Below are 14,037 nucleotides of genomic sequence, written 5' to 3'. Positions count from 1 at the left end.
TGGTTCCTTAGAAAAGGATCTTTTACCGGCTTGAAGCATTCGGGAAAATCGGTTGCCACTGGGGAAAAGGAACGGCCGGGAGCAGGGTGGAAAAGGATGAGCTACGCTCGTTTTTACAGCGGATGTTTATCTGAGCTTACCCGTTCAAAAGTCTTCGGCGTTCAGCGGCGTCCGGGATCGGTTATATCCGCCCCCCCACCGCCTCAGTCCAATTCTACCCCAAGCCCTCTTTCTTCCGCCAGCTTCATATAATACACTGCCGTCGCGATATCGAAGACGGACATGCCCATCGGGCAGAAGAAGACGGGTTCGTCGTCGGCAATTTCCGCCAGGCTGTCGCGGCAGACGACATCGGCAAGCGTTTGGACATCTCTGCGGGCCAGCCCCCGTTCCAGATGGAGCCGTTCGATATCGGTGTTCTCGCGGCACACTTCATCCCAATCGTCGACGATGACGGTTTTCACCGAGGCTAACGCTTCCGGCTTGTAATCGCGCAGGGAAACATTCAGCAAAAGGCTGCCTTTTCCAGGGGGACTATCAATATACCGGTTCTCCGATACGGTACACGTAATGAGAATATCGGACGGCCGGTAAACGTCCTCCCACGTCTTTTCGACCGTGATCCGGTCCCGGTAAGGAGAAGCGATTCCGGACAAATCCACTCCCCTGATATCATACACCCGGATGCGTTCGATCTTGTCCCCATATAAGGATTCGGCCATTTGGGCATGATACTGTCCTACCGGCCCCCAACCGATAATGCCGAGATGAAACCGCTCGAGTGAACGCGCCTGCAGAAAATGCCGGATCATCAGCCCGCTGACGGACGCAGTCCTCACGATGCTGGGAAGCGGCGAGTTCAGGATGGCGGAAGGGCGGCCCGTGTCGGGGTCATTCAATACGATGACGCTATGCGCTCGGGGAAGGCCAATCCGGATATTATCCGGAAAGCTGGAAATCCACTTGATTCCCGCGGCATTCACGTCTCCCCCGACATAAGCGGGCATCGCAATGATCCGGTTTTTGAGATTGTTGTACCGCAAATACGGCTTGACCGGCTGCGCGAAATCCCCGGAATCGACAATGTGTACCGTGGAATCCGCCATTTCGGCCAGAGCCTGCCAGTCCATGCCGATCGCGCGGATTTTCCGGTCGTAGATATATAGCATGCCGCTTCCTCCCTTCGTAATCGGTAGCGTCAATCAATCATCTCCTGCCGGAAGCCCCCGGCCGAACTCGCTCTCGATCCATGCGTCCGAATATACGGTATCGAGATAGCGTTCGCCCCGGTCATGCAGGATGACCGCACATTTCGCTCCCGGGACAAGCTCTTGCTCCATATGCCTGACGGCGGCGATGACACCCCCGGAGGACGCCCCGGCCATGATCGATTCCTTTTGCGCCAATGCCCGGCAGCCGGTGACGATATCCCAGTCCGAGACATGCACGATCCGGTCGATGATATCCGTTTTGCAGAAGGGCGGCACGATGCCGGCGCCCAGCCCGGGGAACCGCCGTCTGCTCTTATTCGCACTAAAAATGGCGCTGCCCTCTACGTCTACGGCCACGATATGGGTTGCCAACCCGTGATCCTTTACATATTCCGCGCAGCCCCGAAGCGTTCCACACGTGCTGACGCCGCAAAACAAATAATCCACCCGGCCGAGTTGATCCACGATTTCTTTCATGGTCGTATGGTAGTGAGCCAAGTAATTGTTCGTATTCGCATATTGGTTCGGCCAGAAACTGCCCGGGATTTCCGCCAGAAGCCGCTGCACGCGTTTCAGCCTTGCAGGAAGAAACTCTCCGGATTCCGGATCGGGATCGGCGACATAGTCGATTTCCGCGCCCGAAGCCTTCAGGATTCGGATGTTATTCTCCGTCGTCTTCGGGTCGATCACGCTGATGAAGCGCATCCCCAGGTATTTGCAAATCATTGCCAGGCTGATCGCCATATTACCTGAACTGGATTCGACGACAACCGTCCCCGGGCCAATCTTCCCTTCCTTCCAGGCTTCCCGGATCATCCGCAGGGCGGGGCGGTCTTTCGCGCTTCCGCCGGGGTTCATCAGCTCCAATTTCGCATAGACTTCAAGATCGCGGTCCCGGAACAGGCTGCTCAGCTTAACCAGAAGCGTATTTCCGATGACCGACAAAATACCGCCATTGATGTCCATGACAACCCAACCTTTGCTGATCTAGTAATAGATCTTTTTGTTTTTGACCCTCCCGTTCTCCAGCGGTTGGTCTTCCCCCACCGCAATGACTTCGATGTCATCAAGCAAACGGTTCCGAATCATCATGCCGATTTCCGGAATGCACGCCCTGATTTCCTCCCGGATGGCCGGAAGGACGGAGTCCATTTCCGATTTGCTTTTAATTTGCACGGCCAACACATTGTTTCGCACCTTGACCCGGATGATCGCATCTTCGACATGCCGGTATACGGCCTGCTCGATATCGTACAGGCTGATTTTTTCCCCATGCTTTAGTTCTCGCCCCACCCGTTTGACAATGGACTGAAAGCTCTGCTTCATTACGCCGTCGACCATCACGGGCCTGAAGTCCCTGACGACGTCGTAGGTTACAAAGCGGATGGCCGGCAGCATGGTTCGGACGAATGAAGTGAGCACCAGGATCTTCTCGTTATCTCCAAGCGGCTCGAGTCCCTCATCCAATTCCTGCGCCCCGATTCCTTCCGCAAATAGGCCGTCGACAAGAATATATCTGCCCAGATCGTGGGAATAATAAGCGATCGTGCCGATTTCAATCGAGCCGTAGGTGTCGATGATGTCGCTTGGATCAAGACCGAACAGGCGGGCCATATTCCGCTGCCACTCCGGCGGAGCGATTTCCCCGACCAGCATGATTTTGCGGATCCCGAACGCACGCGGGTTCTCGGTAGCATATACGATATGGTCCAGAATGGAAGGCATCGTGTACAGCAGGTCGGGTTGAAACGTCTGCAGCTCTTCAATGTGCCGCTCGATCGGCAGTTCGAAGGCAATGGAGCGCCCTTCCATTCCCAGCCTTTCAAATATGTCCAGGGCCGTATTCGCCGCATGGCCGGTACCCATATCCGCCAAAGCCTTGATGCAGCCGCTTCCTGCGGTAAGTTCGCCGAACAGCTTCGTCTTGATCTGAATGTAGTTCGTATCGTCTTCCTCAGAGTAGAGGATGGCTTTTCGACGGCCCGAGCCGGTTCCCGACGTCCGGTATACGGCCAGGGAAGGATCGTGCGGGCGGTGATAATAATAAGTTTCGAAAATGTCCGCCGTCATGAGAGGCAATTCCTGTAAACGGTTGATTCCGCTCGCTATATCGCCATCGCCGCCAATCAGCTCTTTGTACCAGGGAAATATCCTGGTTGTTTTTCGCACTTTATCCTGCAATTTCTCCAACGGTATCATGGTTGTCTCCCCGTTCGCTGCAATCTGTAGCTCTGAAACAAACCCCTATAGTAAATCATATGTAAAAATTCCCCTTTGGTTCTGCCATTGGGCGGATGCCCGAACAAATGTCCCACCTTTCCCGTAATGTAATTTAGTGGAATTATGGGGGGGGGAGAGCGGAATGAAACGGGCAATAAGGCGTGTCTCCAACAAGCTGACGAAAACGAGGGTGCTGAGGGGAAACAAGTCGCTGCGAAGACGCATTCTTGCAACAAGAAGGATGGACCGGGATGCGCTGTATGCGATGCTGCAAAAGTATACCATAGTGTACATCAAGCCTTGCAATGGTTCTCAGGGGAAGGGTGTGATTCGTGTGGAACGAATACCCGAAAGCGGCGGCAATGACAGCCAAGACAGCATAGACGTCATAGACCGGAAGAAGAGGATAAAATACCGCTATCAGACGGGTATTCGAGTGCATCAATTTACCAATTATGGCAAGGCTTACCGCGCCATCTTAAAAGAGACCCGGGGAAGGCCCTATTTGGTGCAAAAGGGGGTCCGGCTTTTGGTTCACGCCGGCCGGCCGTTCGATGTCCGTGTCATGGTGCAGCGAAATCCCAAGGGCCGCTGGAAGGCTACAGGGATTGTGGGCCGCGTGGCGCATCCGCACAAGGTGGTGACAAACGGGAGCCAGGGGGGAACCATTTATCCGGTTGAGGTATTATTGAAAGTTTACACCGGCAAAGAGAAGCGTAAGGCCTTGATGTCAAAAATGAAGAAGATCGGGGTTAAGGCCGCCAGGCAGCTAAGCGCCGCCTATCCGGGCATGCGGGAAATCGGTGCGGACATCGCCCTTGACCGGCGTCTTAAGCCGTGGATTATCGAAGTGAATACGCACCCCGATCCTTGTCCGTTTACCAAACTGAAAGACAGGAGCATGATTCGCCGGATCATTCGCTATGCCAAAGGGTACGGGCGAACCTACAAACTGAGATGCACGAAATCAAAACAGGGCGTAGTCTAACCTTTGCCAGGGTACTGCCAAGTAAAAAGGGCTTAGGGAAGGGGACTTCAGCGGCCATTCCTATCGGTTTGGAGGTTCAGACATAGATATGTACAAACAAGCCTTCGGGGAATCCCGAAGGCTTGTTATTTAGGGCTTGCTGAAAAATCAAAAAATCCTTATCTCACAAGGGTTTAGAGGCACTTTTGTCGAATTCATCTGCAAAGAAAACACGGAAAATCGGTAAAAAACCTTGCAGATGGAGTGAGCGAAAGTGTTCGTGCTGAATCGAGATATGGCAGACTTGTTGGAAAACTTCTATTTGCCCTTTGGCGGAAAATTAAATCCAACCAATCGGTGGGTGCAGCTTGCGGCGATCATCCCTTGGGACAAAGTAGAAGAGAAATATGTGAGCTCTTTCAAGTCCCCAGCCATCGGCCAAAAGGCGTACTCGGCACGTATCGCCCTCGGCTCGCTCATCATCAAGGAGCGCCTTGGTTTAAGTGACCGCGAGACCACCTTACAAATCCAGGAAAATCCATATTTGCAGTTCTTCTTGGGCTACACTGCGTATGTCGATGAAGTGCCGTTTCATCACTCCCTGCTCACGCATTTTCGGGAACGGCTCGGCTTGGAAATCCTAGCTGAAGTCAACGACTGGATCGCCCAAGCCGCGCTGCAAGCAGAGCGAGAGGTCGAGGCGAAACCGAAATCGTCCAAGCGAGATCGCGATGACGACGACAACGACGCGGGCGGCTCGCAGCTCACCATGGAGGTAGGGGACGCTTTCTCTATTCCCGAGGAGCCCCCTGTTGTGGCGAAGAAACCCCGCAACATGGCGAAAAAGCTACACGTCCTGCCATCTACAGCCGCACCGACAGCGGAAGTCATGAACAAGGGCACCCTCATGCTGGATGCGACATGCGCGCCTGCGGACATCAAGTATCCGACTGACTTGGGGCTGCTGAATCACGCCCGTGAAATCCTGGAAGACATCATCGACGTACTGCACCGTCCCCATGTCGGAGCGATGGAGAAGCCGCGCACGTACCGCGAGAAAGCCAGAAAATCGTACCTGAGTGTTTCCAAGCAACGCAAGGCATCGGGCAAGGTGATCCGCAAAGCGATCAAAAAGCAACTTGGCTACGTGGGACGGAATCTGCGGATTATTGAAGCCCTCGTGAAGTATACGCCTCTCACGGAACTGAGCAAAAGACACTATCGCCAGCTTCTGATCATCTCGGAGCTCTACCGTCAGCAGCGCGAAATGATGGAGAAGAAGACACATATCGTCGCCGATCGCATCGTGAGTATCGAACAGCCGCATGTACGTCCGATGGTTCGAGGCAAAGCTGGAGCGAACGTGGAGTTCGGCGCCAAAATCGCCGCCAGTCTGGTGGACGGTTACGCTTGGATCGAAACGGCACAATGGGACAGCTTCAACGAGGCAACCACGCTGCAAGCATCGGTGGAAGCGTACAAACAGCGATTCGGGTATTATCCCGCCGTCATTCTAGCCGATAAAATCTACCGCAATCGAGACAACCTGAACTATTGCAAAACGCTAGGGATTCGCCTTAGTGGCCCGAAGCTCGGCAGACCCTCGAAAGAGCAAAGTGAAGTCGCCGATCGTCGGCAAGAGCGCCAGGACGCTGTACAGCGTAATGCGATCGAAGGAAAATTTGGAGAAGGCAAGCGCAAATTGGGCCTAGGTCGCATTCGGGCGCGTGGCGCCGAAACCAGTTTGACCGTCATCGCCCTTCAGTTTCTGGTCATGAATCTGGAGCGGCGACTGCGTGTTCTCTTTTTGCATTTTTTCAGACTGCTTGGGTTTAGAGACTTACGTTGGGTGTAAATGGAACGAATCTTGTTCAGCAAGCCCTATTTAGGAAAACTATTTTTTTAATAAGCAAGTGCGAACAAGCCGTTGATGTGGGAAAGGTAGCGGGCGTTGCTCGCTTTTTTCATGATGGAAGCCGGTGCGCCTTTCAATTCGATGCCGTTTTGGCCGATGGAACCGATAGCGTCTTTACGTCCCAGGCTGGCGAGTGTTCCGGAGAAGACCGGAGCAAACGCGTCCATTTTGCCGCCCTTGAAGGAAGCCGCGATGTTTGCGCCCACAAGCTCACCCATCTGCCATGCCAATTGTGCTGTTGGCGGGTACGGGCGTCCTTCAGGACCGAAGACGACCGCGCAGTCGCCGGCGAGGAATACTTCAGGGTGGGATACCGATTGCAGGAATTCATTCACCGTTGCGCGGCCGCGATTCACTTCAATACCGCAGTTGGCTACCAGCGAGTTGCCTTGTACGCCGCCGGTCCAAACCAGTGTGTTGGTTTCGATGGTTCTGCCGTCTTTCAAGCTGACGGTGTTGCCGTTCACTTCGGTAATTGCCAAACCTGTCAAGAACTGCACACCGCGTTTTTCCAGGCTCGCTGTCGCACGTTCGATCAAATCCGCAGAGAAAATCGGCAGAATGGTTAGCATAGCTTCGACCAGGTAGAGCGATACATCTTCAAAATTCACGCCGTTTTTGCGGCAAATGCCCGGCAGCTCGTCCGCAAGTTCTCCAACCAGCTCGACGCCTGTGAGGCCGCCGCCGCCGATAACGAAAGTAGCGTCCGCTTTATTTTTCGTTTTGCTGTATTCGCGAATCCGTTCTTCCACATGCTTGTAAATGCGGTTAGCATCGTTTACGGATTTCAGTGTAAAGCTGTTTTCTTGAAGACCTGGAATGCCGAAGAAGTTGGTTTCGCTGCCAAGAGCTAGAACCAATGCGTCGTAGTTGTAGGTTGTGCCGTCGGCCACTAAGACTTTACGCGCTTCCAAATCGATATGTTCAATTGTTCCGACCTTTAATTGGATGTCTTTGCCTTTAAACAATTTTTCCAATGGCAGCGCAACCGCTTTTTCCGCCACGTTACCTGCAGCAAGACGGTGCAGCTCCGTAATGATTTGATGCGTCCCAAAGCGATTGATTACAGTAATCGAAGCTTCTTCTATCGATAAATTTGCACGAGCGGAAAGGGCGCTTAACAAGCCGCCGTAGCCGCCACCCAAAATTAAAATTTGCTTTTTCACGTTCAGTCCCCCGTTCAGTTCCATCAATTAGGCTTTTTGTTTTCTTTCGTTCATAATATCCAGATACGCTTGCGCAAAACGCAGCATTCTTTGCAGCTCCGGATCTTTAAGCAATTTCAGCATGCCGAACAGGCCGATGGTGGCATCGCTTTGCTCGGCACGATCATTGGCTTCGATTGCGGCCGACGCTATGGCTTTTGCCTTTTCCTCGAGCGGTTTGACCACTTCCTGGATACCGCCTACCATATCTTGAATAAGCACGCGGTCTGTAGCTACTTTTTGCACCAGATCATATGTTTTCGTTAGAAGCGTCATCATTTCGGTGAGCTTCGGAAGCTGATCCACCAACACAGTCAAGGATTCTTGCACTTCAGGCTTTAACAATTGATCCAGCACATCCGGCTTCCCTTGTACCGCGGGAGTTTCTTGTTCCGATTTCTGAATGGTTGTTTCTAACATTTGCTACGTTCCTCCTTATTTCGTGTAAATAGTATCTTGCTCGTCGCTGCAAATATGGATGTTATATATAATAAACATAATTTACTATATTTTCCGTTGTGAAAATCTTCACATTGAATGGATCACAGAATTGCACGCATCCGAGCCACTTTTCTTATTGTACACCTATTTTGTACATTTTGCATGATTTTGTGTCATTTTTTTATTAAAAAATTTTTACCACCTCGATCTCCAATTTTTTACCAAAAACTCAGGAAAATATTAGTTATGAAAGAAGCGATACCCTCTAACACCGTTTAGATCATATTCATAAAGGAAGCTACAATTCATTTATTTTATGGCTTCCTCGCTATAGTTCATGGCTAATGTCTGCTTAATAGAAATTTAGTCAATACTGCTCTGTAAGATGATTAATAGGGCGGGATGACTAGTGTGGACTACATTAAGCAGTAGTGACAATATGATTTCAGAGATGTTCAAAGTGGCGTTACAGTTGGAAGAACCATGGAAATTGACGCATGTTGAGTTTGACGATATGGATCAAGCTTGGCACCTGTTTATCGACTTTGCACGAGGAGCAACCTTCGCTTGTCCCTTATGCGGGATCGCTTGTAAAGCATATGACTCCGAGAAGAAGACCTGGCGACACTTGGACTTCTGGAATTGGAAAACATATATGCACGCCAGAATGCCACGAGTAAAATGCAAGGCGTGTAACAAGATAACGCAAGTATCGGTGAAGTGGGCCAGACCGCTTTCTCATTTCACTTTGCTCTTTGAAGCATGGGCGATGCGATTAATGGCGGAAATGCCCGTCAATGCGGCAGCCCGTGAGCTGAGAGAACATGACACACGGATGTGGCGCATCTTCCATCACTACGTCGATAAAGCGATGGCAGAGCTTGATATATCCAAGGTGAAACGGATTGCGATTGACGAGACGTCATCTAGGCGAGGGCACCGCTACATTACCCTGTTTGTTGATGTTGATCGCAAAACCGTGCTGTTTGCAACTGAAGGCAAAGGAATGGATACGTTGGAGCGCTTTAAGTCGTATCTGACAACAAAAGGTGCTGCCGCGCAGCAGATTGAAGAAGTATGCTGCGATATGTCACCCGCCTTTATCCGAGGCATTGAGGAATATTTTCCTGATGCCGAGATCACCTTTGACAAATTTCATGTGATGAAGCTGGTGGGCGAAGCCCTGGATGAGGTTCGAATTCAAGAGCAGAAGCAAATGCCAGAACTGAAGCGAACGAAATACATCTGGTTGAAGAACGAAGCAAACCTCAAAGCGGAGCAGAAAGAAACCTTACTGCGCCTAAAGGACAGCAACCTGCAGACTGGGCGGGCTTACCGTCTTAAGCTGGCCTTACAGGATCTCTGGACTACCCCGCATATTTTGGCGGATATGTATTTGCGGGAATGGATCGGCTGGGCCACTCGATCAAAGCTCTCGCCCATGATTAGCTTAGCCAAGACGATCAAGCAACATGAGGAAGGCATATTACGCTGGTTCCACAGCAAGATGACGAACGGTTTGCTCGAAGGTATTAATGGTCTGGTGCAAGCAGCCAAACGGCGAGCCAGAGGTTACCGCAACGTAGAAAATCTGATCGCCATGGTCTACATGACCGCGAATAAGCTCCGACTTCCAACGCTCGGAGCACGCCGAGCACAATAACCCTTACCGCCTTAATACCACGCTTCAGAGATTGAAACAGCGGTCAAGTGCTCTTCTTGAGGGCTGTTTCAATCTCTGAAATTCTCTTAGAGGCGGAAGGGTTATAAAACTAATATTTGCGCCTCTACCCACCCAGTAGAGCGAAGAGCCATTTTATGTTATATTATATTACATGAAGTTATTTCGTAGGGTGCTCCCTATTTTGCTCCAAACCACACGACAAACCCGGAATTCAATATATGCTGGAAAGCTGGAAAGTTTATGAGGGAGTATTTCTATGAAATGGTTCCAAGGTCCGACACAAACCACTCGATCCGAACACATTGAAGATTATGCGATCCGTAAGATTCCTTCGTATTATCGTTGGCCGATTCCGGCCATCATTGCCGTTCTGCTCGGCAACTCAACGGCCATGTTTTTTTTCACCTTCGGGGCGCAGTTGAGTTATGTCGTAGGGTGGCCTGATATGCTGTGGCCGCTTAGCTATTTTTTTATCGGCTCGACGATCATCGGTATGATGATGATCCGTTTAGCCAGCAAAGAAGGGCTGACCATAGATTTGATGACGCGCGGCATGGGCTTCGGTTATATGGGTTCTGCCGTTACCTCTTTCATTTACGGAATGAACTATGTATTTTATTTTTTATTTGAAGGTACGATTGTAACGCATGCTATTTCCTTATATTTTCATGTGGAGTTTGATGCGGTAGAAGGGACCTTGATATTTGGGGCATTAGGTTTGGTCAAGCTGTTGTTTGTATGGTATGGAATGAAGGCACTGCAAATTTTCCAAACCTGGGGAGTCGTGATATACGCCTTATTGCTCGGACTTTGTTTATATCAATTGACCCATCATTATCAGGTTGCGGGACCGGATCGGTGGGTGCTGCCGTGGCTTCCGGAACACTCGATGTGGATTGCATTCATGATGGCGAATGGGCAAATGGTGTTTCAAGGTCTTATGGCTGCCGATTACGGGCGTTTTGCAAAAGAAAATTCGGGATATCGGGGAGGATTCCTGGCCATGATCGGCATGCTTGTCCCGATGTTTGTTACAATCCTCATCGGGCCGTTGTTTGCTTACACGTTAATGCCCACGATTACAGGTGGCGATGCTAAGATGCTGGCTGCGGATTCCGGCTATGTTTTCCCGAAGGTGATAGGAATCTGGGGAGTGCTGTTTGTTCTGGTTACCCAGTTTCGGGTGAATGTCATGAATTTGTATTCCGGTTCATTGGCTCTTTCCAATACGTTTTCGCTGGCCTTCCGATTTAAGCCCGGGCGCCAGTTTTGGATGATCATAGTTTATGTATTGGGATGCGTGTTTTATTCTTTTAATATTGTGCAGTACCTCGAAAACTGGCTGGCGATTACCGGGATTTTGACGAATACATGGATCTTTATCATGCTCGCCGATCATTATGTATGCCGTAAGCTGCTTAGACTGGGGCCGACCGATTTTATCGAATACCGCAGGCCTTTCTTATACCGGTGGAATCCGACAGGATTGATTTCTTTGGGATTTGGCGTATCTGTCGGGGTTTTCGGCATGCTGGGGCTATATCCGATATATTATGCATCCTTTTTATCCATGATCGTCGGCGCTGTACTGCATATTATTTTGACTGCAGCCACGAGAGGCTTTTATTATTTTACCGAGTTTCCGTATGACCGGGAGACCCATTGGATACCTCCTTCCTACTATAGAGGAAAAGCGCCTGACGGGTAGAGGAAGGTCTGGATTAAGTGGACAGGTGGTGATAAGATGACTAAAGATCAATGTGAGATTTGTTCCAAACTCATCGTCGGGGAGCCGGTCATTCATGTTGCGGGATTTCCTGAAAGAGATCATACATTTTGTTCGGCATTATGCCGTGACCGCTTCTTGAGAATGGAAGACGATGAGTGCGGATTTGGAGAACCCCTGCAAAAAGCCAATAATAACCGCAAGGACGGGAAGTGATTGGAATGACGACAGTCCAAAAAAATCATCGGATGTTTGAACAAGTATTGCATCAAATTCGTGAGTATATTACTTCCTGCAATTTGGTTGCCGGTGATAAATTAATGACCGAACGCGAGTTGGCCTCATTTTTACAGGTGAGCAGGTCTTCGGTAAGAGAAGCGCTGCGAATATTGGAGATGTTCGACGTGATTCACTCTAAACCGGGTGAAGGCACCGTTCTTAAAACTCCTCATATTCCCAAAATATTGACCAATATGCTCCCGTTTTTCACGATTCCTACGGAAACATCCGTTGAATTATTGGAATCCCGGAAGGTGCTTGAGGGCGGTATTGCTAAACTGGCGGCAAAACGCAGAAAAGACGCCGACATCCGTTTAATGCAAGGCGTCATGGAGCGGATGGTTGCAGCTGCTGATCTGGAAAACATGATCCAGGCGGACATCGATTTTCATTTGTTTCTTGCGAAAGCCGCTTATAATAATACGCTATCGGATATATTGATTTTGGTTTCGGATCTGGTCACGCCGAACTTGTATACCGTTCGTGTTCAAACGCAGATGATCAGCGGAGCCAACGCTGAATTTACCCGTCAGCACCAAGCCATACTGCAGGCCATTATCGACAAGGACGGTCGTCGTGCCGCTGAAGAAATGGAAAAGCATATCGATTACACCATTCAGTTGATCAAGTCCCTCGATCCTACGCCCAACGATGGATGAAGAACATATCATGCTCAGCTACCCAAGGCCTGCTGCAGGCCTTTTTTTGTATCCATTTTTTAAGGTAACGAGAGCAAATATATTACTTATTATGTTAACTATAAAATTTAAAGGCCTTTATTTTTTTATTTAGTGTAAATAAATATTACATAAATACTATTCAAAAACAATGTATAGTGCTATAATAGCCCATAAGAAGTTGGTCAGACCAAGTTTCATGTTATATAATATAACAAAATTTTTTACACACTTCTGGTCTGACCAAGTTTCTTCAGATGATCACACGGGGGGGACACGTATTTCGGCATAGAGAATGGGATGGTCAATCAGGAATGAAGTAAGGCCGGAAATTAAAAAAATGATCAGGAGGTACATACATCTTATGACCCATTCATATCGCAAATTGTTAAAACCTAAGACCTTCATTAGCGCTGCTCTAGTCTTGTGTATGTCCATGTTGGCCGCTTGCGGTTCTTCTTCTCCGTCCTCATCCGATTTCGGATCGGATGCAAGCAATTCTCCCATTAAGCTCGGAGTATTAGAGGATCGCTCAGGCGATTTTGCTCTGGTAGGTATGCAAAAATATCATGCGGCCGAGCTGGCTGTCGATGAAATCAATAAAAGCGGAGGGCTATTGGGCAGGCAAATTGAAATCGTGGCTCCCGATACGCAGTCAGACAACCAGCGTTATCAGGAAATGGCCCGCAAATTGATTCTCGAGGACAAAGTCGATGTGGTGATGGGCGGATATACCAGTGCATCCCGCGAGGCGATCCGTCCGATTATGGAACAAAACAAAATGCTTTACTTCTATAACAATCAATACGAAGGCGGCGTTGCCAGCAAATATACGTTTGCTACCGGCGCCGTGCCGGAGCATCAAGTCGTGACACTGATCAAATCCATGATCAAGAAGTACGGACCGAATATTTACACGATTGCGGCTGATTACAACTTCGGCCAAATTACGGCTCAATGGGTGAAGAAAACGGCGGAAGAAAACGGCGGCAAAATCATTGGCGAGGAATTCATCCCGTTAAGCGTATCTCAGTTCAGCAGCACCATCAGCAAGATTCAGCAGGCCAAACCGGATGTCCTGGTGACATTGCTGGTAGGCGTTCCCCAGTCATCTTTCTATGAGCAGTGGTCCAAATCCGGTATCAAGGGTCTGCCGATGGCCACGACGGTCAATATGGCTCAAGCCTACGAGCACAAGCGGTTCAAACCGCCGGCCTTGGCGAATATGTATGTCACGGCAACCTTTATGGAAGAGTTGGAGACGCCGGAGGCGAAGGCTTTTGTGAAAAAATGGCGCGAGAAATTCCCGGATGAGCCGTATATCGGGATGGAAGCGGAAGCCCAGTACACAGGCGTTTATTTATGGGCGGAGGCCGTCAAAAAAGCGGGAACCGTAGAGAAGGAAGCGGTAATCAAGGCGCTTGAAAGCGGGATTAGCGTGGATTCCCCGTCGGGAAAAACAACCATTGATCCAAAAACGCACCATGCGATTAAGAATGTGTATTTGGCGCACGCGGACGAGAATCATAAGATCACCTTCCCCGAAACCTTCGAGAATGTGGTGCCGGACTGGTTGTCCAAAGAGAAGGGCGTCGATTTGACAACGAAAGCGGACAACAAACAATATACACCTTTGGATAAATAGAAATACAACATGCGGCTTTGGGTTTGGCCTGGCGGATACCGGTGTGCGGATATCGCTTAGGGCAGCC

12 protein-coding genes are annotated in these 14,037 nt (G+C 49.9%); 7 read left to right on the top strand and 5 right to left on the bottom strand.

Annotated features, from left to right (window positions below):
• Window positions 1–203 precede the first annotated feature (203 nt).
• The 3 genes from EXW96_RS23840 to EXW96_RS23830 are packed head-to-tail and all read right to left on the bottom strand — an operon-like array spanning window position 204 to window position 3,410.
• Window positions 204–1,202 carry a 2,3-diaminopropionate biosynthesis protein SbnB gene (locus EXW96_RS23840; protein ID WP_254611542.1) on the bottom strand — a complete coding sequence of 333 codons (999 nt, stop codon included), beginning with the start codon at window positions 1,200–1,202 and terminating at the stop codon, window positions 204–206.
• Window positions 1,203–2,177, bottom strand: a complete 975-nt coding sequence (gene sbnA / locus EXW96_RS23835) for a 2,3-diaminopropionate biosynthesis protein SbnA (RefSeq protein WP_174351580.1) — start codon at window positions 2,175–2,177, stop codon at window positions 1,203–1,205.
• A gap of 21 nt (window positions 2,178–2,198) precedes the next feature.
• Entirely contained in the window at window positions 2,199–3,410 is a 1,212-nt protein-coding gene (locus EXW96_RS23830; protein WP_174351579.1) for a phenylacetate--CoA ligase family protein, read from the bottom strand.
• A 163-nt stretch (window positions 3,411–3,573) separates the two neighbouring features.
• Here EXW96_RS23830 and EXW96_RS23825 point away from each other — a divergent pair, with 163 nt between their 5' ends.
• Window positions 3,574–4,419 carry a YheC/YheD family protein gene (locus EXW96_RS23825; protein WP_174351578.1) on the top strand — a complete coding sequence of 282 codons (846 nt, stop codon included), beginning with the start codon at window positions 3,574–3,576 and terminating at the stop codon, window positions 4,417–4,419.
• A 253-nt stretch (window positions 4,420–4,672) separates the two neighbouring features.
• Window positions 4,673–6,253 carry an IS5 family transposase gene (locus EXW96_RS23820; protein WP_375256423.1) on the top strand — a complete coding sequence of 527 codons (1,581 nt, stop codon included), beginning with the start codon at window positions 4,673–4,675 and terminating at the stop codon, window positions 6,251–6,253.
• A gap of 47 nt (window positions 6,254–6,300) precedes the next feature.
• Here EXW96_RS23820 and EXW96_RS23815 read toward each other — a convergent pair whose 3' ends face one another.
• Both EXW96_RS23815 and EXW96_RS23810 read right to left on the bottom strand, forming a co-directional pair.
• A complete protein-coding gene (locus EXW96_RS23815; protein WP_174351577.1) occupies window positions 6,301–7,479 on the bottom strand; it encodes an NAD(P)/FAD-dependent oxidoreductase in 1,179 nt (392 codons plus the stop codon).
• A gap of 27 nt (window positions 7,480–7,506) precedes the next feature.
• A complete protein-coding gene (locus EXW96_RS23810) occupies window positions 7,507–7,938 on the bottom strand; it encodes a DUF1641 domain-containing protein (RefSeq protein WP_062410021.1) in 432 nt (143 codons plus the stop codon).
• Between the two features lie 430 nt (window positions 7,939–8,368).
• Here EXW96_RS23810 and EXW96_RS23805 point away from each other — a divergent pair, with 430 nt between their 5' ends.
• The 5 genes from EXW96_RS23805 (at window position 8,369) to EXW96_RS23785 (ending at window position 13,970) form a co-directional block, all read left to right on the top strand.
• Complete coding sequence (locus EXW96_RS23805) at window positions 8,369–9,622, top strand: ISL3 family transposase (protein ID WP_309224977.1); 1,254 nt, start codon at window positions 8,369–8,371, stop codon at window positions 9,620–9,622.
• A 277-nt stretch (window positions 9,623–9,899) separates the two neighbouring features.
• Window positions 9,900–11,351: a purine-cytosine permease family protein gene (locus tag EXW96_RS23800; protein WP_062410020.1), complete on the top strand. Its 1,452-nt coding sequence runs from the start codon at window positions 9,900–9,902 to the stop codon at window positions 11,349–11,351.
• Between the two features lie 36 nt (window positions 11,352–11,387).
• A complete protein-coding gene (locus EXW96_RS23795; RefSeq protein ID WP_054818353.1) occupies window positions 11,388–11,585 on the top strand; it encodes a hypothetical protein in 198 nt (65 codons plus the stop codon).
• Between the two features lie 5 nt (window positions 11,586–11,590).
• A complete protein-coding gene (locus EXW96_RS23790) occupies window positions 11,591–12,307 on the top strand; it encodes a FadR/GntR family transcriptional regulator (RefSeq protein ID WP_174351576.1) in 717 nt (238 codons plus the stop codon).
• A gap of 382 nt (window positions 12,308–12,689) precedes the next feature.
• A complete protein-coding gene (locus EXW96_RS23785; protein ID WP_217437488.1) occupies window positions 12,690–13,970 on the top strand; it encodes an urea ABC transporter substrate-binding protein in 1,281 nt (426 codons plus the stop codon).
• Window positions 13,971–14,037 lie beyond the last annotated feature (67 nt).

This window comes from Paenibacillus sp. JMULE4, from assembly GCF_013337105.1.
Taxonomy (GTDB): domain Bacteria; phylum Bacillota; class Bacilli; order Paenibacillales; family NBRC-103111; genus Paenibacillus_G; species Paenibacillus_G naphthalenovorans.
This window is presented reverse-complemented; position numbering and strand designations above follow the sequence as displayed.